At 61.5% G+C, this 24,024-nt stretch carries 21 protein-coding genes; 18 read left to right on the plus strand and 3 right to left on the minus strand.

From position 1 onward, the window contains the following. Positions 1-16: 16 nt before the first annotated feature. From RI103_RS25535 to RI103_RS25600, 14 genes are all read left to right on the plus strand, one after another. On the plus strand, positions 17-391 hold the full coding sequence (locus RI103_RS25535) for a BON domain-containing protein (RefSeq protein ID WP_310818406.1): 375 nt from the start codon (positions 17-19) through the stop codon (positions 389-391). A 436-nt stretch (positions 392-827) separates the two neighbouring features. Continuing rightward, positions 828-1,508 (plus strand): hypothetical protein, encoded by a 681-nt coding sequence (locus tag RI103_RS25540; protein WP_310818407.1) that lies wholly within the window; start codon positions 828-830, stop codon positions 1,506-1,508. 542 nt (positions 1,509-2,050) lie between these two features. Next, positions 2,051-3,505 (plus strand): ATP-binding protein, encoded by a 1,455-nt coding sequence (locus RI103_RS25545; protein ID WP_310818408.1) that lies wholly within the window; start codon positions 2,051-2,053, stop codon positions 3,503-3,505. Further along, complete coding sequence (locus RI103_RS25550) at positions 3,502-4,125, plus strand: response regulator (protein ID WP_310818409.1); 624 nt, start codon at positions 3,502-3,504, stop codon at positions 4,123-4,125. Before RI103_RS25545 ends, RI103_RS25550 begins: the two co-directional genes overlap by 4 nt. Before the next feature lie 163 nt (positions 4,126-4,288). Continuing rightward, the gene (locus RI103_RS25555; protein ID WP_310818410.1) at positions 4,289-4,675 is read left to right on the plus strand and encodes a response regulator; all 387 of its coding nucleotides are present in this window, start codon (positions 4,289-4,291) and stop codon (positions 4,673-4,675) included. Between the two features lie 209 nt (positions 4,676-4,884). Continuing rightward, entirely contained in the window at positions 4,885-5,289 is a 405-nt protein-coding gene (locus tag RI103_RS25560) for a hypothetical protein (RefSeq protein ID WP_310818411.1), read from the plus strand. Positions 5,290-5,419: 130 nt separating this feature from the next. Then, the gene (locus tag RI103_RS25565; RefSeq protein ID WP_310818412.1) at positions 5,420-6,628 is read left to right on the plus strand and encodes an efflux RND transporter periplasmic adaptor subunit; all 1,209 of its coding nucleotides are present in this window, start codon (positions 5,420-5,422) and stop codon (positions 6,626-6,628) included. A gap of 13 nt (positions 6,629-6,641) precedes the next feature. After that, on the plus strand, positions 6,642-9,860 hold the full coding sequence (locus tag RI103_RS25570) for a multidrug efflux RND transporter permease subunit (RefSeq protein ID WP_310818413.1): 3,219 nt from the start codon (positions 6,642-6,644) through the stop codon (positions 9,858-9,860). A gap of 1 nt (position 9,861) precedes the next feature. Further along, on the plus strand, positions 9,862-11,379 hold the full coding sequence (locus RI103_RS25575; RefSeq protein ID WP_310818414.1) for an efflux transporter outer membrane subunit: 1,518 nt from the start codon (positions 9,862-9,864) through the stop codon (positions 11,377-11,379). Then, positions 11,376-12,659 (plus strand): paraquat-inducible protein A, encoded by a 1,284-nt coding sequence (locus RI103_RS25580; protein ID WP_310818415.1) that lies wholly within the window; start codon positions 11,376-11,378, stop codon positions 12,657-12,659. The genes RI103_RS25575 and RI103_RS25580 overlap by 4 nt, the downstream gene beginning before the upstream one ends. After that, complete coding sequence (locus RI103_RS25585; RefSeq protein WP_310818416.1) at positions 12,643-14,262, plus strand: MlaD family protein; 1,620 nt, start codon at positions 12,643-12,645, stop codon at positions 14,260-14,262. The genes RI103_RS25580 and RI103_RS25585 overlap by 17 nt, the downstream gene beginning before the upstream one ends. Beyond that, a complete protein-coding gene (locus RI103_RS25590; RefSeq protein WP_310818417.1) occupies positions 14,259-14,846 on the plus strand; it encodes a PqiC family protein in 588 nt (195 codons plus the stop codon). The genes RI103_RS25585 and RI103_RS25590 overlap by 4 nt, the downstream gene beginning before the upstream one ends. A gap of 75 nt (positions 14,847-14,921) precedes the next feature. After that, a complete protein-coding gene (locus RI103_RS25595; RefSeq protein ID WP_310818418.1) occupies positions 14,922-15,179 on the plus strand; it encodes an RNA-binding protein in 258 nt (85 codons plus the stop codon). Between the two features lie 150 nt (positions 15,180-15,329). After that, positions 15,330-16,217, plus strand: a complete 888-nt coding sequence (locus RI103_RS25600) for a hypothetical protein (RefSeq protein ID WP_310818419.1) — start codon at positions 15,330-15,332, stop codon at positions 16,215-16,217. Positions 16,218-16,269: 52 nt separating this feature from the next. Here RI103_RS25600 and ydiK read toward each other — a convergent pair whose 3' ends face one another. The 3 genes from ydiK to RI103_RS25615 form a co-directional block, all read right to left on the minus strand. Then, complete coding sequence (gene ydiK, locus RI103_RS25605; RefSeq protein WP_310818420.1) at positions 16,270-17,343, minus strand: AI-2E family transporter YdiK; 1,074 nt, start codon at positions 17,341-17,343, stop codon at positions 16,270-16,272. Positions 17,344-17,625: 282 nt separating this feature from the next. After that, on the minus strand, positions 17,626-18,210 hold the full coding sequence (locus RI103_RS25610) for a hypothetical protein (RefSeq protein WP_310818421.1): 585 nt from the start codon (positions 18,208-18,210) through the stop codon (positions 17,626-17,628). A gap of 99 nt (positions 18,211-18,309) precedes the next feature. Further along, on the minus strand, positions 18,310-18,783 hold the full coding sequence (locus tag RI103_RS25615) for a glycine zipper family protein (protein WP_310818422.1): 474 nt from the start codon (positions 18,781-18,783) through the stop codon (positions 18,310-18,312). Between the two features lie 414 nt (positions 18,784-19,197). On the opposite strand from RI103_RS25615, the gene RI103_RS25620 reads away from it, so the two are divergent. The 4 genes from RI103_RS25620 (at position 19,198) to RI103_RS25635 (ending at position 23,925) form a co-directional block, all read left to right on the plus strand. Continuing rightward, positions 19,198-20,511, plus strand: a complete 1,314-nt coding sequence (locus tag RI103_RS25620) for a DUF3300 domain-containing protein (protein ID WP_310818423.1) — start codon at positions 19,198-19,200, stop codon at positions 20,509-20,511. An 11-nt stretch (positions 20,512-20,522) separates the two neighbouring features. Next, a complete protein-coding gene (locus RI103_RS25625) occupies positions 20,523-21,482 on the plus strand; it encodes a DUF2950 domain-containing protein (RefSeq protein WP_310818424.1) in 960 nt (319 codons plus the stop codon). Between the two features lie 273 nt (positions 21,483-21,755). Continuing rightward, positions 21,756-23,492: a SulP family inorganic anion transporter gene (locus tag RI103_RS25630; protein ID WP_310818570.1), complete on the plus strand. Its 1,737-nt coding sequence runs from the start codon at positions 21,756-21,758 to the stop codon at positions 23,490-23,492. Between the two features lie 34 nt (positions 23,493-23,526). Beyond that, positions 23,527-23,925: an RT0821/Lpp0805 family surface protein gene (locus RI103_RS25635; protein ID WP_310818425.1), complete on the plus strand. Its 399-nt coding sequence runs from the start codon at positions 23,527-23,529 to the stop codon at positions 23,923-23,925. Positions 23,926-24,024: the final 99 nt, after the last annotated feature.

Here is a 24,024-nt window from a genome sequence, read left to right on the forward strand (position 1 = left end):
TCAACGGGAGTATTCGATGAAAAGCATTCAGGTAGTTCAGCTGGCGGTTGCCGCATTGATCGTTGCCGTGTCTATGAACGCATGGCCCCAGCCGGGCCAGACGGCCAGCGCACCAGGCGCATCCGCGATGGGGGCGTCAGGCGCAACGGCACCCACGGGAAGGAAAGCGGATCGTGCCCTGCGGCGGAAGGTTTATGCCGCCATTGGGAAGCAAAAGGAGATCAGTGCCGGCAATATCAGTGTTACCGCAAAAGACGGCGCGGTGACACTGAATGGCACGGTCACGGATGCTTCCCAGATCGACAAGGTCGCGGAGATCGCGAAGGGCGTTCCAGGGGTGATTTCGGTGACCAGCAAGCTGACGGTGAAGAAACCGCTTGGCGGCATGTAAACTTCCGTAGACAAGCTGCGCGTCCCAGGCGTGCTGACGGTCGGCAATGGATCAGGGTGAAGGGCAACGCCCGCGATCAAGCCTTTTCTGCGCGATTCGAACCGGTAGGCAAGGACGTTGATCACAGGAAGGCCATACGACTTTGGTCCGATATCGCCGCCAGATTGTGCGCGGTATCTTGCGTGAGTCTATCGTTGGATCGTCGATCCAACGGCCGTCGCCATGCCTTGCCGGCGCGTTGATTCGAACGGCGTCGTCGCCGTCAATAAAAAAGCGCTCGTCACCGCGGCAGCTTCGGGATTGCGGCCCCGTTTGTGGCCGGCGCGATGAAGATTTCCGATCCGGCGGCATTCGCCCGGGACTGCGTGTCGACATGCCATGAGCGCGGCCGGCGAGGTCGGAGACCGATCACATGCCAACTGCGGCGAGAGGCCTCATGTACGCTACCGGGCTAATGGATCAGGAAAACATCAATGCTCGCGAGCCGGTGCTGGATACCGTCGATCGGGTGTCCGAATTGTGTTTCGGTCTATTCATGGCGCTAACGTTTGTCGGCGCCGTGTCGGCCGTCACAGCCGGCGAAGGTGCCGGGCGAAAGATGTTTTACACGGCACTTGGTTGCAACCTCGCTTGGGGCCTCGCCGATGCTGTGATGTTTCTCGTACGCACGCTGACGAATCGCGGTCGGCGGCTTACGCTTGCACTGACCATGAGACACGAGCTGGATGCGGCGGCCGGAGTTCGCGCACTGCGTGAGGCGTTGCCCAGGTGGATCACGCCGCTGATCACCGATACGGAACTGGAGCTTATTCGGGCGCGCCTTTCCGCCATCCCGGATTTGCCGCGCCGTCCGCGTTTTTTGCGGGCTGACATAATCGGAGCGGTGGCCATCTTTCTGATCGTGGTCTCCTCGACTTTCCCGGTTGCCTTGCCATTCGTCGTGTTCAGCGACGTCCCGACTGCCTTGATCGTTTCGCGTGTTTTGACGATTGCCATCCTGTTTGGCAGCGGAGTAGCGTTGGGCCGCCACTCCGGGTTCGGTGGATGGAAAGCGGGATTTGCCATGGCAGCGCTAGGCGTAATGCTGACTATGGCAATCATTGCCTTGGGAGGATAAGGCACAAGCGTTGGGCCAGAATCCGCCAGCAGGATCGCGACTTCAACCGGAAACAGCCGGTAGTGGCTATATGACTGACGACGCGCGCAATATATTTAAATAGTCCTTTAGACGTGTCGGGCTGCCGCCGCCTGGGGTATTCGCTGATATGCCTGATGTAGCGCGAAACTCAACTCACGGTCGACCTTCGAATGCCATGCACGTCACGTCCGAAATTCACTATTTCGCTTGCCCGTTTCCGACCAGAAAAAACGCTCGCGCATAGTTATTGAGCTATACAAGCATGCCGTATTCGCCGGGATGAAATCAACTTTTCCGCGTTTAAATAATTGATAGTGAAACTCAGGCACGGAACGCCGGCAAGCGGGAATTGCAAATAAAAAAATTCTTTTACATGTCCCTCCAATCCATGTTTGGGGTCCTATACTGTTCCCAAGTTGCCGATGGCCCAAACCAAACGCCGCGAATCGGTATAGTTGACCGTCGCGCATGGCGAGGCCCTGACTTTGGACATGCACTAAACATTGGTTACGGAGCTACCAATGATCCATCTGATTGTGCGTGGCAAAGACCTGGTGCAAGGGATAGTCAGTTTTGCCAGGGCCCGCTACCTGCAACAGCACCACTCGCCTCGAAGCGTTTACCGCGAAGTGCATCCGTCATCCATCAGCGCCCGTTCGCTTCGGGAACGCGGACATCGGCGGCTGGGAACACCGGGTGCCAAATCATTGGCGCTACCCGGCGACGTTGCGGATCAGCCCAAAGAGCGGATTGCTGCCGATGAACGTGAGTTTGCCAATTCAAAGGCGGGACGGCAACGACATACAGGCGCGAGCGTGGCAGCGCCGCTGGGAGAAAGATGCGGCAGGCGCGCAGTTCTTGACGAACGAATTCACTTGAGGGACGCGCTTGAGATGCTGCCGGTCGCGATGCTTACGGTCGATCAGCAGAATCAGATAATTTTTGCGAACAAACGAGCGATAGACCTATTCGGCTATACCGGCGAAGAGTTGACCGGCGCATGGATCGAGATGCTGTTCCCCATCCGTGGCTGGCAGGATTGCGGTTCTATAGCCGAAGACCGTGGCATCGAACACAAAATCGCCGACAAGGCAACAACACAGGTGGTGGTCGCGCGCCGGCGTGACGGTGAAAGTTTTCACGTGGAAACGGATATCACGCAATACAGCGCGTTTGATCAGAATTTGCAGATCATCGCCATAACGGGTCGTGACGCGTGCCGCGAAGTCGATCGCAGCCGGAAGGAGATGGCTCATCTGGCGCGAGTCTCATCTTTGGGAGAACTCGCCAGTTCTCTCGCACACGAGCTGAATCAGCCGCTTACCGCTATCTTGAGCAACGCGCAGGCCGCACAGAAATTCATTGAATCGGAGAAGGTCAATCTGGCTGAGCTCCGTGAGGCACTGGGCGACATCATTTTAGATAACCGTCGCGCGAGCGAAGTTATCCGGAAGATCCGGACGATGGTACGAAAAGGTGACCTGGAGTTGCAGCGGGTAGACGTTGCCGAGGTGGTCCGGGACACCGCCCTGCTCGTCCATAGCGACGCGGTGGCGCGTGATGTTTGCACGAAATTCGACATTACCGACAATCTGGCGACGGTGTTCGGCGATAAGGTTCAACTACAGCAGGTTTTGCTCAATCTGCTGCTGAACGCTTTCGACGCAGTGAAGGACTGCGATCCAAAGGAGCGCATCGTCGAGACAACGGTGCGAGAAGAGGTTGGGGGAGGCGTACGGATTACGGTGAAAGATCGAGGTCACGGTTTGACCGTCGACAGGATGAGCAAGATATTCAGGCCATTTTTCACCACCAAACCTCAAGGACTCGGACTGGGTCTGTCTATCAGCCGCACGATCGTGACGGCGCACGGAGGCCGGCTATGGGCGGAGAACAACGAGGACAAGGGAGCGTCTTTTCAGATATCGCTACCCCAGGGAGCCGATTTACAGCAGGGTCACGCGCGGATGTCGTGAATCAGGGCGCCGCCTGCGTTTTCATCGTCGACGACGATGAGCGGGTGCGATGCGCACTTTCCCGACTGCTGCGCGCGTCGGGTTATCACGTCGAATCCTTCGACAGTCCGGATGCTTTTCTGGACAGAGCCGATCTGGCGAGCACGCCCGCATGCCTCGTTCTCGATTTGCAGATGCCGGGAATGACGGGGCTGGACGTGCAGCGCAATCTCAACCAGCTCATCCCCATCGTCTTTCTGACGGGGCATGGCGACGTCAGTTCGAGTGTCGAAGCAATGAAAGCCGGCGCACTCGATTTTCTGACCAAGCCGGTGTGCGAATCGCTGTTGCTGGCCGCGGTAGATCGCGCGCTCAGACGCGCTTGCATCGAGTATGCGAGAAGGAGCGAAACGGCTGAACTCCTGGAACGGGTCAATCATCTCACGCGGCGCGAGCGCGAGGTCATGGCCCTCGTCGTGACAGGCCGCCTGAACAAGCAGGTCGCCAGCGATCTCGGCGCGGCTGAAAAAACGATCAAGATTCATCGGGCCCGCGTGATGGAGAAGATGAAGGCCCGATCGATTGTGGAACTCGTCCGGCTTGCGGAAAGAGTCGGCCTGTACGCAACCGAAGACAAGTAATGCCACATGGTCCGATCGGCGTCCTCGTGACCGCCGACCGGACCCAGCACTGGCGCGAGTGGCCGCTAGTGGACCAAAGTCTTATTTCTCATTTCCGTCTCTCCCGTTAGTCTAAAAGGACCAATGGTCTACTCACGGAGCGACTGCGTGTTCGCGCTGTCATATGGGCAACCTCAATCAGATCGTTGCTGTGGTCGATGATGACGAATCGATATGCCGAGCCATCAAGCGTCTGCTGCACTCCGCTGGGATCGAGGCGGAGACGTTTTCAAGCGGCGATGAGTTCTTGAATACGCTGACGGCAATTCCGTCATACCGGCCTGCGTGTGTCATTCTGGACGTCCAGATGCCGGGAACAAGCGGACTGGAAATTCAGCGTCAACTTGCGCCGATAGGCCTGCCGGTCATCATGATCACCGCGCACGACGAGCTTTCCGTCAGGCAGGCCGCGCTCGCGTCCGGCGCTTCCGCGTATCTACGAAAGCCGTTCAATGCCGCCATCCTGATCAGGGCTGTCGAAATGGCGATCAACGGCCCTCGGCACCCTTGAAGAACATGCACCTCGCCGGGCGATATGAGACCAAGGTCCGATTGTCTCGCTGTATTCCAGCTACCAAACTGACTTACATCAGCGCGTCACTCAAACGGCCAGCCGTATTGAGTGGGGGCGCGGCTAAAATGACCTGACGCGTTCGCCAGCCGTCGTCGCGCGCGGGTTCACTGCGCGAGCAGCGCTCAAAGAAAACGCAGGAGTACGTGATGAAATTAGGGTCAATCTTACTCACGTCTTTAATCACGATTCTGCTCAGCGTCATTGCACTCGACACGTCGGCCGCCGATTTCGATGGCAGTAAGCCGCTACTCTGCGCGACGGTCGACGCGCACTCATGCGATCCGGGACTGACCTGCAGCCGTTCGTTGCCGGGGGATATCGGCGCGCCGCTGTTTCTCTCTCTCGACTTCGCAAAGAAAACGATCGTCGGACCCGCGCGAACGACCCCCATGCGTATCGCCAGCAAGGATGCCAATCAGGTGATCATGGATGGTACCGAGATGGGATATGGGTGGACCCTGGTGCTCGATTCGGCAGACGGATCGATGACGTTGACGATCGTCAATCGCGACGACGCACTGGTGCTGTTCGGCAACTGTACGGCCCTGTGATCAGGCGGATCGCGCGATGAAAACGGTCCTCGACCTCCATAGAACGCCGTGGCGGCATTTACGCGGGCTCACGGACACATTCGGTTGCCTGCGCCGTCCAGGGTGCGCGCTGCTGTTGGTGGCAGCGGCTATGACCTTGCTGGCCGCATGCAAGAAGCAACCCGCCGCGCCGGCGGCAGCCGCGCCGGAAGTGACCGTCACGACCGTCGTACAGCGCGATACCCCGGTCGACTTCGAGTTTACCGCTCAAACCCAGAGTTCCCGCGAGGTCGAGATTCGCGCGCGGGTGGACGGTTTCCTCGACAAGCGCCTGTACGTCGAAGGGCAGCTGGTCAGGGCGGGGCAGACGATGTTCCAGATGGACCGCAAGCCGTTCGAGGCGGCGCTGCAAACCGCCAAAGGACAACTGGCGCAACAGGAGGCCCGTTTGCAGGTCGCCAAAGCAAACCTCGCGCGCGTGGAACCTCTGGCCGCGCAGAATGCGTTGAGCAAGAAGGACCTTGACGACGCGATAGGCAACGAAAAGCAGTCCCTTGCCGCAGTGATCGCGGCCAAGGGGGAAGTCGATACGGCGCAGCTCAATCTCGGCTACACGACGATCAAGTCCCCCCTCGCGGGTCTGTCGAGCTTTGCACGTCAGCAGGACGGCAGCTATGTCACGGCGACTTCCAACGGCTTGCTGACCTACGTCTATCAACTGGACCCGATGTGGGTGAACTTCAGCATCTCTGAAAACGAAATGTTGAAGTACCGGGACCAGATTTCGGCAGGTTTACTGAAATTCCCGGAGCACAACGATTTCACTGTCCAGCTGGTTCTGGCCGATGGATCGGTCTTTTCGAAGTCCGGGCGTATCGACTTCGCGAACCCCGCTTTCAGCACTGAAACGGGGACCTTTCTGGTGCGGGCGGTCTTCGATAATCCCAAGGGAACATTGCGGCCCGGCCAGTTCGTGAAGGCACGCGTTTCCGGGGCCATCAGGCCCAACTCGATTCTCGTGCCGCAGAGGTCCGTGTTGCAAGGCTCGAAGAGTCACTTTGTCTGGATCGTCGACGACCAGTCGAAAGCGCACCAGCGGGTCGTCGAAGTGGGAGATTGGCACGGCGATGACTGGTTCGTCTCGGAAGGACTCAAGCCGGGCGAACGTATCGTCGTGGACGGCGCACTGCGCGTCGCGGCGGGAGCGCAACTGAAGATCGTCAAAGGTCCGTCCCCCGAGAAAGCCGCAGCGCAGCCTGGACCTGCCGAGTCTGAAAGTGCGGCAGCGGCGGCACCCGCACCTTCCGCGCAGGGTAAGGAGCCGGTGGCACAAGGGACCGCCAGCGGTGCGACCCAATGAAAGGGCGACCGATATGAGCATCTCGCACTATTGCATCGATCGTCCGATCTTCGCGTCGGTTATTTCGATTGTCATTACGCTGGGCGGCGCGTTGGCGATGTTCGCCCTGCCGGTCGCGCAGTATCCCGACATCACTCCGCCGCAGATCACCATTTCCGCCACGTATCCGGGCGCCAACGCCGAGGTTGTGGCGAACAATGTCGCCGCGCCGATCGAGCAACAGGTCAATGGCGCGGACAACATGATCTATATGAACTCGTCGAGTTCCTCCACCGGGAACCTGACGATCAATGCGTACTTCCAGATCGGCACAAACCCCGAACTGGCCCAGGTCGACGTGCAGAACCGCGTGAATCTCGCGTTGCCACAGCTGCCCCAATCGGTCCAGGCGCAGGGCATTCAGGTGCAGAAGAAGTCGTCCGCCTTCATGATGGTGATTGCGATCTATTCACCTTCCGACCGGTACGACTCGGTCTACATCGCGAATTTCGCCAACGTGTACGTGCTCGACGCGATCAAGCGGGTGCCGGGCGCGAATCAGTCCAGTATTTTCGGCAATCCGGATTACGCAATGCGTATCTGGCTAAAGCCCGACCGGATGGCGCAACTTGGCGTGACAGCCGCCGACGTTCAGCGCGTGGTGGCGAATCAGAACCAGCAGTTCGCCGTGGGCAGCATCGGGCAGTCGCCTACGGGACAATCGGTTGAACAGTCCTTTGCCGTCACGACGACTGGCCGTCTGACCGAGCCGTCCCAGTTCGAAAATATCATCGTGCGCGCGGCGAATGGTGGCGCGGCGATCGTGCGGATCAAAGACATCGGTCGTGCCGAACTGGGGCAAAAAGATTACTCCATTCGCAGCCGGTTCCAGGGCAAGCCCGCGACCGTTCTCGCCGTCTATCAACAGCCTGGAGCCAATGCGCTGGATGTCTCGAAGCGGGTTCGGGCAACGCTCGCGGAGCTAAGCAAGTCGTTTCCCGAAGGGATGACTTATGAAATCGCCATGGATACGACCGAGTTCACCCGGTCCTCCATTTCGGACGTCATTCACACCTTTTTCGAAGCGCTGGTGCTCGTCGTCATTGTCGTTTTCGTGTTTCTCCAGAGCCTGCGTGCGACGCTGATTCCGATCGTAGCGGTGCCGGTCTCGATTGTCGGCACATGCATGCTCATGCTTCCGCTAGGCTTCTCGATCAACATGCTGACCTTGTTCGGGATGGTGCTCGCCATCGGAATCGTGGTGGACGACGCGATCGTCGTCATCGAGAACGTCGAACGAAACATAACGGTCCTCAAGCTGAATCCGAAAGACGCCGCCAAGAAGGCAATGGACGAGGTAGCGGGACCGGTCATCGCCATCGTGCTCGTGCTGTGCGCGGTGTTCGTGCCCGTGGCGTTTCTTGGCGGAATCACAGGGCAGATGTACAAGCAGTTCGCCATTACGATTGCGATATCGGTGGTGCTGTCCGGCATCGTCGCGCTGACCTTGTCGCCGGCGCTCGCCGCGTTGCTGCTGAAGAGTTCCCACCATGAAAAGAAGGGCTTCTTCCGCTGGTTCGATAACCAGTTCGCCCGGATGACGGCGGGCTACTCGCGAGCGGTCAGGCTGGTGATCAAGCGATCGATTTTCGCCCTGATGTTCTTCGTGGCCATGATCGTACTCGCGGTGCTCATGGTGCGGTCGATTCCCTCCGCGTTCCTGCCGCCGGAGGACCAGGGCTATCTGCTCGGCGCCGTCATCATGCCCGACGCGGCGAGCCTCGACCGTACCGGCGAGGTGTCCCAGCAGGTCACCGACTACTTCATTAAACAGCCGGCAGTCGGCAGCATCACGGTGGTCGACGGATATAGCCTGCTTGATAACCAGAATAAAAACAATGCAAGCACTTTCTTTGTCGGCTTCAAGGGTTTCGACGAACGCTACTCGTCGGCGAACATCAGGACGCAGAACGCGCGGACAGTCCTGCAAGAGGCCTACCGCCATTTCGCGAACGTGAAAGAGGGCGTTGTGCTTCCCGTCAACCCGCCGTCGATTCCCGGTCTCGGCACGACCGGCGGCACGGAAGTGTGGATTCAGAGCAAGGGCGACGCGAGCATCGCGCAACTCGCGGAGGTTGCGCAGGAGTTCGTTCAGAAGGCGAAGCAGCGTCAGGAACTCACCGGTGTGACGTCGACGTTCAACGCGTCGTCGCAGCAACTGCTGGTGCAGGTAGACCGCGACAAGTCCGAGACCCTCGGGGTGCCGGTCGAAGACGCGTATAGCGCGATGCAGACGATGTTCGGCTCGCTCTATGTGTCGCAGTTCAATCGCTCGAGCCGGCTCTGGCAAGTGATTTTGCAGGCCGAGCCGTCGTACCGGTTGAAGCCTCGCGACCTCGATCAGATCTTCGTGCGCAGCAAGACCGGCACGATGATGCCGATCACGTCGGTGGCCAGCTACCAGTTTGTGGTGGGTCCCGATCTGGTCACGCGCTTCAATAATTTTCCCGCGATCAAAATCACGGCGAACGCCGCGCCCGGATATAGCTCCGGGCAGGTGATCGCCACCCTGGAGGAACTGGCGACGCAAATGCCGCCCGGCTATGACGTCGCCTGGAGCGGAGAGGCCTACGAGGAACGGCAATCGGGCGGCACGTCGGGGCTCGTCTTCGTGTTCGGCCTGGTGATGGTGTTCCTTATCCTCGCCGCGCAGTATGAGAAGTGGAGCTTGCCGATCGGCGTGCTGATGGCGGTGCCGTTCGCGCTGTTTGGCGCACTGCTCGCCATTCTGCTGCGCGGCCTGAGTAACGACGTCTACTTCCAGATCGGACTGACGATGCTCGTTGCGCTCGCCGCCAAGAATGCGATCCTGATCTTCGAATTCGCGGTGCTGAACCGGGAGACCGGCGCGTCGGTGTTTGACGCGACCATGACGGCAGCGGAAGAGCGCTTGCGTCCGATCGTGATGACCTCGCTGGCGTTCATCCTCGGCTGCGTGCCGCTTGCCATTGCGACGGGCGCGTCGGCCAACAGCCGCCATTCGATCGGCACGGGTGTGATCGGCGGCATGATCGGCGCGACAGCGATCGCGGTGTTCTTCATTCCGATGTTCTATTACCTGCTCGAATCGATGTCGTCGCGCTCGCGTGGCGGCAAGCCGACACCGGGTCAGGGCGCAGCCGGAGCGGCGCCCGGCCCGACCGCGGCGGAGCCCGGTCTGCCGCCGCACGCGCCACCGCAAGAGAGTCCTTGACATGAAAGCGACGGCTTTGGCGCGTCTGCTCGCTTCCGCCACGTTGCTTGCGTTGAGCGGCTGCCTGCTTGGCCCCAACTACGTCCGGCCCACGGTGGAGGTGCCGGCAACGTATCGCTTTGCGCAGGGCGAAGCAGCTGAAATCGCCAACGTGGCGTGGTGGGAGCAGTTTCAGGACCCGGTGCTCAACCAGCTGATCGCAACCGCGTTGCTGGAGAACCTTGATGTCAAGATCGCGGCCGCGCGGGTCGACGAGTTTCAGGCGCAGTTCGTGACGACGCGTTCCGCGTTATTTCCACAGGTCGTGGCGGGCGCGGATGCATCTCGCCAACGCGTGTCTCAGGCGGCTGGAATACCGATACCGAACAATGTCAGCCCGATCTACAACCAGTTCGACGTGACAGCGTCGGTGGCATGGGAAATCGATCTTTTCGGCAAGGTTCGCCGCCAGACCGAGGCTGCCCGCGCGAACCTGCTGGCCAGCGAAGAGGGTCGCCGGGCCACCATCCTGACGCTGGTCAGCGCGGTCTCGTCCGCTTACATCAACTTGCGCAGTCTCGATCGGCAGCTTGAGATCGCGAAGGTAACCGTGGAAAGCCGCAACGAATCGGTCCGGGTCTTCACGTTGCGCTTCAGGGGCGGCGAGGTGTCGCAAATGGAGCTGGCGCAAAGCCAGTCGGAGTACGAGGCTGCGCTGGCCACCATCCCGCTGCTCGAAATGGAGATCGGCCAGCAGGAAAACGCGTTATCGGTGCTGCTCGGCAAAAACCCGGGCGCGATTCTTCGCGGTCGCGACCTGGCGACGTTGGGCTCGCCGCAGATTCCGAACGGGCTGCCTTCGGAGTTGCTCGAACGCCGTCCGGATGTGCTGCAGGCCGAGCAGACCCTGGTGTCGGAAAACGCGCTGATCGGCGCGGCCAAGGCGCTTTACTTTCCGTCCATCTCGCTGACCGGGCTGTTTGGTACGGTCAGCACGCAGTTCTCGAATCTCTTCACCGGGCCGGCAAGGGTATGGAGTTTTGCCGGTAGCGTGACGCAGCCTATCTTCACGGCGGGCAATATCTCGGGGCAGGTGCGGCAGGCCGAGGCACGTCAGCAGGAGGCCCTGTTCGCCTACGAGAAAGCGATTCAGGTGGCGTTCCAGGAAGTCGAGGACGCGCTCATCTCCGTGCAGAAGACGAACGAGCAGTTGGCCGTGCTGGCCAACCAGGTCGAGGCGCTGCAAACGTACTCGCGTCTCGCGCGTCTGCGTTACGAAGGCGGTTACACGAGCTACATCGAAGTGCTCGACGCCGAGCGAAGCCTCTTCAACGCACAACTGAGTTATACGCAGACGCAGGGAGCCGAGCTGACCTCGTTCGTCAACCTCTACAAGGCGATGGGCGGCGGTTGGGTTCTCGCCGCGGAGAAACTGTCCATTCCACCGCCCGCACCAGCCACGCCGCCGCCGGGCACCGAACCCGTCGCGCGCGGCACGGCGCCGGCGGGCGAACCGGCGGTCGCCCTGGAGCCGAGATGACAGGCCGGGAAATCATCGCCTGCGAGGAGTGCGACCTGCTTCAGCTTGCAGCGCCTCTCACGCCCGGCGGCTCGTTGCGTTGCTGTCGTTGTCGCGCGGAGCTTGGAAGGCGGCGTACGAACGGCCCCGAATGTGCCCTCGCCTTTACGCTCGCGTCCGCAGTGCTGCTCGTCATTTCGAACGTGTTTCCTATCGTAGGTCTGTCGGTCAACGGCAATCTGGTTCAAACGACGCTGGCCGGATCGGTCCGCATGCTGTACAGCCACGGCACCTGGCCGCTCGCGGTGCTGGTCTGCGTGACGACGATTCTGATGCCGGTGCTGCAGACCGTGGCGATGCTGTGGCTGCTCGTACCGTTGCATTTTGGGCGGGTGCCGTGGCATGCGGTCGAGGGCTTCCGGCTGTTTCAACTGGCGCGGCCGTGGGGCATGACCGAGGTTCTGATCCTCGGTCTGCTGGTCGCGCTCGTCAAGCTGGCGCACATCGCGAAGGTGGTGCCGGGCACGGCATTGTGGTCGTTCGTGGTGCTGATGTTGCTGCTCGCCGCGGCGTCGGCGGCGTTCGATCCGCGCGAGATATGGTCCCGCATCAGCGCCGGAAAAAATGCCGGCGGCGCGTGGCGGCTGCCGCCGCTGAAGCTCCGGCGCACGGCGGTGACGGCTTCCGAGTACGAGCTGGTGCTGTGCGAAGAGTGCGGGCTGCTGGTACGCGATCCGGCGCGCTCGGGCGTGCACGATTGCCCGCGCTGCCGGGCGTCATTGCATCGTCGCAAACCCGCGAGTCTGTCGCGGACGTGGGCGTATCTGCTTGCCGCGATCGTGCTGTATATCCCGGCCAACGTGCTGCCCGTCATGAACACGAGTTCGCTCTTCGGGGCGCAGAAAGACACGATCATGAGCGGCGTGGTGTATCTGTGGGTATCCGGTTCATGGCCGCTCGCCATTCTCGTGTTCATCGCGAGCATCGTGGTGCCGATGCTCAAAATCCTGGGCCTCGCTTATCTGGCGGTATCGACCCAGCTTCATTCGCAATGGCTTCCCGAGCAGCGCACCAGAATCTATCGCGTGATCGAACTGGTCGGGCGCTGGTCCATGCTCGATATCTATGTCATCACGATGCTCGTCGCGCTGGTGCAATTCCAGGCGCTGGCGACGATCGAGGCGGGGCCGGCATCGATTGCGTTCGGCGCGGTGGTCGTGTTGACGCTGCTGGCGGCGATGGCTTTCGACCCGCGCCTCATCTGGGATGCAGCGGAGAGGGCTCATGTCGGGATTAAATGACGAGCCGGATCTTCCTGAGCTCCCCGCCGCAGATTCGATACCGCGCTCGCGCTGGCGCATGCAGCTGGTGTGGCTCGTGCCGATCGTGGCGGTGCTGATCGGCGGATGGCTCGCTACGAAGGCGATCCTGGAACGCGGCGAGAGCATCACCATCAGCTTCAAGACCGGCGAGGGCCTCGAGGCCGGGAAGACGAAGCTGAAGTTCAAGGACGTCGATATCGGCGTGGTCGAGACCGTCATGCTGTCGCCGGATCATAAGCACGTCGTGGCAAAAGCGGAGGTCGCGCGCGACGTGGCGAGCCTGCTGGTCGACAACACGCGATTCTGGGTGGTTCGCCCGCGCATTTCAGGCGGCACTGTTTCCGGGCTCGGCACGCTGCTCTCGGGGTCGTACATCGACGTCGATGTCGGCAATGCAGCAAAAGCGCGGCGCAATTTCGTCGGGCTCGAAGAGCCGCCGGTCTTCGCAAGCGACGTGCCGGGGCGCGAGTTTATTTTGAAGGGCAATGGACTTGGCTCGCTGGATGTGGGCTCGCCGGTTTATTTCCGCAGACTTCGGGTCGGCCAGATTGCCTCCTACCAATTGGACCCGGATGGCCGAGGTGTCACGCTGAAGGTGTTCGTCAACGCGCCATACGACCGCTTCGTGAAAACCGATACCCGGTTCTGGCACGCAAGCGGAGTAGAAATGGCGTTCGATAGCAACGGTCTGCGTGTGGAAACGCAGTCGATCGTCTCCATCATCATCGGTGGTGTGGCGTTCGAGTCGCCGCCGGAGTCACAGGAAGATACCAACGCCGCGGCCAATGCAGGGTTCGAACTTTACGCCAACCGCGCCGACGCGATGAAACAGCACGATCGGATCATCGATAAATACGTCGTGAATTTCATGGATTCCGTGCGCGGTCTGACAGTTGGCGCGCCTGTCGATTTCCGCGGTGTTGTGATTGGCGAGGTGACGGCAATCTATACACGCTTCGATCCGGTACAGAATCGTTTCAGCATTCCCGTCGGAATACAGATCTATCCGGAGCGCTTTACGTCCCGCTACCAGGGCGCCCGCACCGGGGGGCGTATCAGCGACGACCCACGCGGGGTGGCGAACTATCTGATTGAACACGGATTCCGTTTCCAGCTCAGAAGCGGCAATCCGCTGACCGGCCAGCTTTACGTCGCGCTGGATTATTTCCCGGATGCGCCCAAGGCGGCGATAGACTGGAGCAAGTCGCCGCCGGAATTGCCGGCGATACCGCGCACGCTTCAGTCGCTACAGGACTCCGTCACGCGCTTGCTGGCCAAGCTCAACACGATCCCGTTCGAGGTGATCGGCAACGATGCGCGCACGACGTTACGCACGACCAATTCGCTGATCTCCCGCCTCAACACCGAAGTCGTGCCGAAGGCGCATGACACGCTCTCGTCGGCGCAAACGGCGCTCGATTCCGCGAATACCGCGTTGCAGCCGGATTCGTCGCTGCAGCAATCGACGGAAGAGGCGATGCGCGAGCTAACCCGCACAGCCGCCACGCTGCGTACGCTGACCGACTATCTGTCGCGCCATCCGGAAGCGCTCGTGCGTGGCAAGTCGGAGGACAAACCATGAGGTACGCGACGGCGTGTCTGATTCTCGTGCTCGTCGGCGGGGGACTCGGCGCATGCAAGTCGCCGCCGACGAGTTTCTACACGCTGAGCCCCGACCGGGCTCTCGCCAGCTCTGGCTCCACACACCCGATCGCCGTGGTGATCGGTCCTGTCTCGATACCCGAGATCGTGGACCGGCCGCAGATCGTCACCCGGCTCGGCGACCACGAGGTCGAGGTCAATGAATTCGCGCGTTGGGCGCAACCGTTGAACGGCGACATTGGCCGTGTGATTGCCGCCGACCTTGCCGTGCTGCTGAACTCACCGCAGGTTTCGGTTTTCGATCTGGCGCAAGAACCGCCTGGCGTATGGCGTGTGCGCATCGACGTAATGCGCTTTGAGTCCGCGCCTGGGCGGGACGTCACCGTCGACGTGCTATGGGCGGTGCGGCCGCCTGAAAAAGCCCGCATCGTCACGGGCCGCTCGGTCGCGCATGAGGCGGTGTCCGGTCCGGGCTTCGAGCCGCTCGTTGCTGCTCACGATCGCGCGCTCGCGTCGGTCAGCCGCGATATCGCGGCGGCGCTGCAGGCGAGTTCGGCTCAGTGACGCGGTCTGCATCAATCGCGCATCGACAGCGTGGTGCAGCGCCGCGCGTCGTGCAACGCTCGAGGAGCAAACATCATGGCTGAACTTATGCTGGGCAACGTGGAAGAAAGCGTCTCCGATGAGGAGATCGGCGAGTTCCTTGTACGGTATGGATTCCCCCAATTCAGTTCGATCCGTCGTATTCCGGGCGCGGGCTCCCGGCCCGCCGCGCTGGTGATTTTCGACGACGTGACGGCGGACGGGTTGCGCACACTGCAGTCTCGCGTTCACAACCTGTTCTGGAAGGGCCGCACGATCACCGCGCTGCTTCTTCCGGAGCGCGATGAATCATAGGCGCGGGAGCCGCTCATGGGTCTGCTGTCATGGTGGCGGACGAGGCGCCGCGCGTCCCCGACAGACGATCCTCAGCAGGCGAAGGAAATCGTCGAGCGGATTGTCAGGCTCAGCCCGCAATTGCGCCTGACGCGCGATTACGAGGCGCGTATGGTGCCTGCTGCGCACCGGGCGACCGGCTATCTGCGCCGCCTCGTCGCGCAAGTGCCGGCCGCACGGGAAGCCAGCGTGGCGGCGTGGGCAACGGATCCGTACATTCATGCGTTTTTCGCCACGCCTGACGACGTGGCTCAGGTCTTCAGCCAGTCGGAGGCATTACGCAACTGCTTGCAGGATCACCCCGCGGCGGACGAGGTCTTCGCCGTACTCGGGATGGCCGTCAACGAGCGGCGCACTCTCGGTGCCGCGCAATATGGCGCAACCACGCGTACCGAAGTCGCACAGACGACGGTCAACTTCAGCGACCACCAGGTTCGCGTGTGTGCTGTGTCGGAAGCGGCGCTGCGGGAGGAAATCGTTTTGCGGGTCGTCGATCAGCTTGCCCTCCAGGGACTCGGAGAGATCGAGGCGGACACGCTACGGCGCGATTCGCTGGAGCAGGAGCGGGCGCTGTTGCGCACGCGTTTGAAAATCCTCGAGCGGCAGGGGACGGGGGTCCGGTCGCTATTGGGGGGCGACGCGTCGAGCAGCTTCGCGGAAGCGACGCGACTGCAGGCGCAGCTCGACGAGAACGATCAGGCTCTGGCCAGTCTGGGCCTGAAAACCGAGGCGCTGGAGCGTGAACTGCAGATGGTTTGCAAGTTACTCGCGATGCCGGATGCACATGTGTACCTGCTTACAAAGAAGTTTTTGCTGGACCGGATGAACGTCGTCGTTGAAGACGGCGACACTCGCCCCGCGCAGGAGGTGGAACTGCAAATGGCGCGCATACCGACGAGTCCCGATGCATTACGTGTCTTTTCGATGGTGCGCTTCAAACGCGGAGATCTTCTGCCCGAGCGCGATATGCTGGCGGAAGCCAGGCGGCTGCTGATCTGACGGAAGGCGGCGCGCACTCGGTGGGGGACACGGCGAGCCGCGTGTTCCCGCCTCAATCGGTCCGGCGGGGGATGAGGTGGCCCTGACCGTCCGGATTGCCTTGCGCTACCAGCTTTTCCGGCTGGTTTATCCACGCGAGGAGCAGATGGTAAGTGACGGCAAGGATGACCGGACCGATGAAAAGGCCGACGGCTCCTATTGCGATCAGACCGCCCAGTACGCCTGAGAGGATGAGCACCATTGGCAGCGCAACCGCGCGGCGGATGAGTATCGGCCGCAAAATGTTGTCGAGCGCCGAGACGCCGACGGTCCAGACGAGCAGCACGCTGGCCGTCAACTGCGCGTCGTGCATGAATAGCCAGATCACGCAGCCAAGCATTGGCAGCAACGGCCCCAATTGTATGAGACACATGACGAGCATCAATGCGCTGAGCACGCCGGCGAATGGAATACCCGCGAGCCAGACGCCGGCCGCGCCGAGCGAAGCCTGCACAAGCGCCGTGACCACGACGCCGAGTGCGATCGCGCGGATCGACTGACCTGCGAGGTGGACGATGTTGGCGCCGTTTCCCGGCGTGACTCGCAAGGCCAATGCGGTCACGAGGTGGACCGCAGCTTCGCCTTGGCCGTAAAGCAACCCGCACACGATGATCATCAGTATCAGATGGACGGCAAACGAGCCGACGAGACCCATCTGAAGCAGAAGCCATTTCGCGACGACGGCGGCATAGGGTTCCACCTTCGCGAGGATGCCCCCGGGACCCGCGTCGGACAGTTTTTGCCACTCGTCCGTTACACGTTCCATCAGCGGGACGCTGCTGAGCCAGTGAGGGGGCGATGGAAGCGCGTAGCCAGGCAGGCCCTCCACGAAGTCCATGATCTCGGCTGTATGGCCGGCAAGCGTGGACACCGCGGCGTATGTCGGGATGCAGATTACAACGATTTCCAGCAACAGCATGACGGTGACGGCGAGTCCGCGCCGTCCCCCGAGCCACTGCTGGATTCTGAGCATGACCGGCCATGTCGTGACGACAATCGTCGTGCCCCAGATCAACGCGGGCACGAACGGATGCACGATATAGAGGCTGCCGCCAATGAGCAGGAGAAGCGTCCCGACTGCCAGCACGATTCGGGCAAGATCGACCTGGGGCCGAATTATCTGCGGCTGCGGCGGCTGCTGCGGGGTGGATTACGCCAGGTCATCCATCGTCGGTCCGGTTCCGGCTGAACTGCGCAATCAACTCATGCGCGTGGGCTTTGCCAAAACCGGCGTGCTGACCGTCGGACCCGCGGGCCGCACGGCCAGATCGAGCGCAACCAGAGAAGAAGAACCCGGCGAGCGGCGCTCAACCGACGCATGCGTCGCCGGGAGCCATGGTGTGCGGCATTCCCCGCGGCAGCTGCGTAGCTATTTGGCTTGAGGTTCAACGGAAATTGCCACGGCTTCGTTGTAGAGCACTTCTAGCTGATCACCCTTCCTGATCAGTTTGAGCTGCTCAGGATCCTGTACGACAAGGTCCACCGAATTGCCTTGCGGACCTTTCAACGTCATCGAGCCGGTCTGGTGGTTGACGGCAGTAACGTTGGCCATGACTGTCATTTCCCTGCTTGCCGTGCCGCCAGGTTTGGCGCCCATCGGCGCGCGCTCCAGGGACTGGCTTTCGGTGACGGCAAGGGGTGCACCGCCCTTCTTGAGCGTGACGGTAACAGCCTGCGAATACTCCGCCGTGACCATGTCGCCAAGCTTGAGCTGGTCGAAGTTGCGTGCTTCCTCACCCACCACGACTTGCACGACCTTGCCTTTGGAGTCCTTTAGCCAGACCGTTCGCGTGGACGGTTCGATACCTACGACAGTCGAACTCGTCTTCACTGTGCCAGTCATGGATATTTTGCCGGGCGCGCTCTTGACTGACACCTGCGGCTCTGTCTGCGCGAAAGCCATAGTAGCGAGAGACACGAGCACCGCCGCGACGAAGAGTTTACTGTTTCTCATGCTGTTCTCCATGAACGCCTGCACGCACATTGACTTGGGGGCTGAATGGCCGTTGAATTTTCATGACGGACGCGCATTGACCGGCTTACACGCTAAAGTTCATTTGATGGTGTAGCCGCGACCTTCCATACACGCGCCATAGGCGCGATTGAATGTGTCCATCGCACCCTGCGCCTGCGACTGTGTCGATGCCGCGGCCGCGCGCCGGTTCTGCCGCGCGCGCGATCCGCCGACCATCGTACCGGTTGCGGCGCCGATCGCCGCTCCTTTGCCCGCGTCACCCGCTATTGCTCCGATGACCGCGCCTCCGGCCGCGCCGCGCGCGGCGCCCTGAACGCGCTCACCGCCGCCCACTGCCGGTCCGGAAGGCGGAGGCGGGGCGTTGGCCAGCGCCGCCGGGTCCACGCCGGTGTTGTTCTTGGCCCACGAATAACACGCGCCGTCATCCTGCTGTTGCATTTGCTGGCTTTGTCCTTTCGCGGGATAGGCGATGGGTTTCGATTGCGCCATGCCATCGACTGATATCGAAGCCGCTAAAGCGGTGAGAAGAAAGTACTTTGTCAACGTAGTCACGGCGACTCCTTGCGTAAGTCCACGCTCATGCGGACCGCCGTCTGCCTCTTCGGGCGGGCGTCAGGTCGAAGCTGGCGCAGGCTGTTGGGTCCTGTCAGGATCGGGCGCTCGGCGAGGCGTCTGCAGCGATGGCATTTTCGCTTTCATCATTGCGTCCAGAGGTGTTGTGCGCAATCGGACCAAGGTCGTATTTGCAACAGGGCACACGTTTGGTTCAAACTGTATCCGTGCGACACGCGTGTCTCGTTTCCATTGATTCGGATAACTGCCTTTTACGGGCCACCAGCCGATTTGAGTGGTGAAGCGTGCGAGGAAGCATCCATGGACCGCGTTATGCGTGCTTTCGAACAAATCATCTCGTTTGAGTGGGCGCTCGACAGGTGGCCGCGAGCGGTTGTCTTTCAGGAGCTAACGTTGCCCCGGATCTTGATCCATGCGCTGATCGTCGCAATGCTGGCGCTCTACGCCATGTCGTCCACGACGTTCTCAAATGCGCAGTCCCCGGCCGCGGACGTCGAGGCGACCGCCGTCCCCGCCGCGACGCTCGACAAACTTGTCGGGCCCATTGCGTTATATCCAGACGATCTCATCGCCATCATTCTTCCCGCTGCGACCTACCCGGTGGAGATCGTGCAGGCGGACCGCTTCCTCGATCAACGCAAGAGTGACAAGTCGCTCAAAGTCAATGAGAGCTGGCACGATCCCGTGAAGGCCTTGCTGAATTATCCCGAGGTCGTCAAAAGAATGAGTACCGATCTCGACTGGACGATCAGCGTCGGCGAAGCCGTCGTCGCCGATCAGGGCGCGGTACTGGAGGCGGTGCAGCGCTTCCGGCGTCAAACGCAGGCGGCGGGTCAGCTCAAATCCGATGACAAGCAGGTCGTGGTGGTCGAGAAGGAGGTGATCAAGATCGTCCCGGCCGATCCGCAGGTGATCTACGTGCCGCAATACAACCCGACCACCGTCGTGGTAGCCGGCGCACCTCCGACCTATGCCTACCTGCCCGCGCCTTATCCGGCCTACTACTATCCCTACGCGCCGGGAGCTGCGCTCGCGACTGGCCTGATATGGGGCGCGGCGATTTCCGCGGCCTGGAATGGCGGACACTATGAGACTCATTACGGAGGCGGCGGCAATAACAACATCAACATCAACCGGGAAAGGAACGTCGAGCGAGGCGATAGGGAAAGGAATGTCGAGCGAGGCAATATCAACACGGGCAATATCAACACGGGCGATGTCAACCGCACGCGAGCCCAGGGAGGGCAATCGTCCGCATGGCGATCCGAGAAGAAGCCTGGCCAGGTCAGCGGCACGACAGGCCGCGCCGCTGGCGCGCAACGGGTCGGCGATGCACCGGGCCGCGGCGCCGCGGGAGGCGGTAATGGGTTTTCAGGAGGAGGGCCGCAAGCGGCTCAGCGCCCCGCTACGCCAGCCACGAGAGACCAGGGCGGTCAGCGCTCCGCTTCGGCAGCCACGCGGGAGCAAGGCGCGAGGGCCTCGCAAGGCGGCGGGGGCGATGCGTTTAGCGGCTACGGATCCGCGCGCGACGCACAAGCGAATAGTTCAAGGGGCGCCGCGAGTCGTCAGTCTTACTCCGACACCCGCAGCCGGGCTCCCCAGGCTTCCGGTCATGCCGGCGGTGGATTTTCATCGGGTGGCGGCCGTGGTGGCGGCGGTGGCGGGTTCTCCCGTGGTGGCGGTGGTCGCGGCGGCGGACGGCGATAGGGAGAATGACAATGACTGACCGGATCAGGGCCGGCACCAACCGGCGCCCGCAATCGCGGCCCAGCCTGGCCAGGTGGTGCGGGTTATACGCCTTGGTTCTCGCACTGCTGGTTCCGTTCGGTGCGTTCGCCGCTGGGCAACGCACGTTCGCCACGCCGGAGGAAGCGGTCACCGCTTTGTCCGAGGCGCTGAAGGCCAGCGATGAAGCGACGTTGGTCGCCATTTTCGGCGAGGCGCACAAGCGCCTCGTGGTGTCGCCGGATCAGGCGGAGAATGCGGCGAATTGGGCGAAGGCGAGCGCGGAACTGAATGCCTTCCACGTCCTCGATGAAGCCGGACCGGATCGCAGGATTCTGCTGGTCGGCGACGAGGCCTGGCCGATGCCGATCCCCATCGTGAAGGAGAACGGCAGCTGGCGGTTCGCCACGGAACTCGGCGAGGACGAAATCCTGAATCGCCGTATCGGCGCAAACGAACGCGAGGCAATCCACGTGCTGCACGCCTATCTCGACGCCCAGCGCGAATATGCGTCACGTGATCGAAACCATGATGGCCTGCTGGAATACGCGCAAAAACTCGCCAGCACGCCCGGCAAGCAGGACGGCCTCTACTGGCGCTCGGACGAGAGCAGCGGTGAAGAAGCCAGTCCATTCGGGCCGCTGATCGCCGCCAGTTCGGTCTATCTGAAGGGCCACCAGGCGGGCGACGCTTATCGGGGATATCACTTTCGCATTTTGACGCGGCAAGGCAAGAATGCGGCTGGCGGGGCCTTCAGCTACATCATCAACGGGCACATGCTCGCCGGTTTTGCGATGGTCGCCTATCCGGCCGAATACGGTACGAGCGGCGTGATGACTTTCGTGGTCAACAACAACGGGGTGATTTACCAGAAGAATCGTGGCGAGAACGCGCCGCCTGTCACGGTGTTCGATCCGGATCAAACATGGCAGCGCGTGAAGGATCCGTATTGAGGCGGTCGGCGCGCTCGAAGCCCGACTCTCGTGGATCGCCGGCGGCTTCGACGTTACGAAAGCACGAAAGCACGAAAGCGCGGTTACGCAGGCATCTAGGACCAAGGTCCGATGTGGACCGCGCGGACCACTGCCTATGCTTGAGGAGCAGCACGGGCCGACCGGGGGGCGTCGTCCGCTGGATCGTGGAATGGCGCGCGCCCGTGCTCCTGTCGAGTTTGCTTCCGTCCGCGAGGCGCTACGTTGACCAACGAATCCAGTGTCACTGATCCGGTGACAGACCGCCTGTCCGCGCGCGGGCGGTACAACGTGTTTCCGCCCGCACAATGGCTGAGAGCCTATCGGCCTCGATGGCTCGTGAAAGACGCGGTCGCCGGAGTGACGCTCGCGGCCTACGGGATTCCAGTTTCGCTCGCGTACGCATCGCTGGCCGGCTTACCCCCGCAATATGGCATCTACGGTTATCTCGTCGGTGGGCTCTTCTACGCACTGTTCGGTTCGTCGCGCCAGCTCGCGATCGGTCCGACGTCGGCGATCTCGATGCTGGTCGGCGTGACCGTCGCGGGAATGGCAGATGGCGATCCAGCGCGCTGGGCTTCGATAGCGGCGCTCACGGCCGTGCTGATCGCCGGCATGTGTCTGGTGGCCTGGCTGCTACGCTTGAGTTCACTGGTCAATTTTATCAGCGAGACGATCCTCCTCGGCTTCAAGGCAGGCGCGGCGTTGACTATCGCCATGACCCAACTGCCCAAACTCTTCGGGGTCAGTGGAGGCGGAGAGTCGTTCTTCGAGCGGATCGCCGTGCTCGGCGGGCAGCTGGACCAGACCAATCTCGCCGTGCTCGCATTCGGTCTGGTCTGCATTGCATTGCTGCTGCTCGGCGAAAAATATCTGCCGGGACGTCCGGTTGCTCTTTTCGTCGTGATCGCGTCGATCGTAGTGCTGTCCATCACGCCGCTGGCAGCTTCTGGATTCAAGCTCGTGGGTGCCCTGCCTCAGGGCTTGCCCGAATTCCGCCTGCCAGGGCTGCGGATACGCGATGTCGATGGAGTCCTCCCGCTCGCTTTTGCGTGCCTGTTGCTGGGGTATGTCGAGAGCGTTTCGGCGGCGCGTGCGCTCGCTCAGGCACACGGTGACGAGATCGACGCCCGTCAGGAACTGTTCGCTCTGGGAGCCGCGAATCTGGCTGCGGGATTGTTCCAGGCGTACCCAGTCGCGGGCGGACTTTCCCAATCATCAGTGAATGACAAGGCGGGCGCACGGACTCCGCTTGCGCTGGTATTCGCGTCGATCGCCATCGGGCTCTGTCTTATGTTTCTGACCGGTCTGCTGGCCAACTTGCCCAATGTCGTGCTGGCGGCCATTGTGCTGGTGGCCGTGAAGGGGCTGGTCAATGTCAGTGAGTTACGCCATGTCTGGCGCGTGAGCCGTTTTGAATTCGCCATATCCATGGTGGCGTTTGCGGCCGTGCTGATGCTGGGAATTCTGAAGGGAGTGATTGTCGCGGTCCTTGTCTCGATGCTCCTGATCATCCGGCGTGCCGCGCACCCCCATGTCGCGGTGCTAGGGCGTATCCCTGGCACGCGCATTTTCTCGGACATCGAGCGGCACGCCGAGAACGAAACGATTGCGCATGTGCTGACCGTGCGCGTCGAGGCATCGCTGCTTTACTTTAATGTCGAGCACGTGCGCGAGACCGTCTGGTGGAAGATCCGGACAGCTTCCGAGCCGGTCGAACTGGTGATCTGGGACCTCTCCGCGTCGCCGGTTGTCGACCTCGCGGGCGTGCGGATGCTGCAGGCGTTGCACGACGCGCTTCAGGCCGCCGGCACGGCGATGAAAGTGGTTGCCGCACACGCGGACGTGCGGGACATGCTGCGTGCCGAGGGACTCGAAGATCGTTTTGGCCGCATCGATCGGCGCGGCTCGGTGGCGGACCTCGTCGACGAGTTCCAGTCGAAGGGGAACGTTGTCGATGGCCCGGATGTGGCACCCCAGGCCACGACGTGAAGTGTGGCCGATCCGCTGTCAACGGAGATGACCTATGCGAGTCCAATCCCACAAGGCCGTACACCTGTTCCCACGCAGGATCGTCGGCGCCGCGCTGCTGGTCGGCGCGACTTTCAGCCATGCTGCCAATCTGAACTTTCTGAAAGACACGCCAGTAAGCTACATGAAGGACGCCGATCGTAAGGCGCTCAACGATGCAGCCCAGGTGGCGCTCGAAACAAAGAAGGACGGCGAATCGTTCGAATGGAACAATTCGGGCACCGGCAACTCCGTTTCGATCAAGGGCACGGTGACTCCGCACGATACATCGAAGGAGGGCGACAGAACCTGTCGGACCGCGACGCTTGTCGCGATTGCAAAAGGCCAGACGCAAAGCTGGACGCCGACCGTTTGCAAACAGGGAAACGGACCCTGGAAGATCCTCAGGAAATGAGCGCATTGGCTGAGCGGTTGACCTGATTGCGCACATACGGTCGAAGCCGCCGAAAAAGCCTGAATGACCTGGGGTTGGTTCGTGGGACCAAGGTCGTAT

Origin of the sequence: Paraburkholderia sp. FT54, from assembly GCF_031585635.1 — a bacterium.
GTDB lineage: Bacteria > Pseudomonadota > Gammaproteobacteria > Burkholderiales > Burkholderiaceae > Paraburkholderia.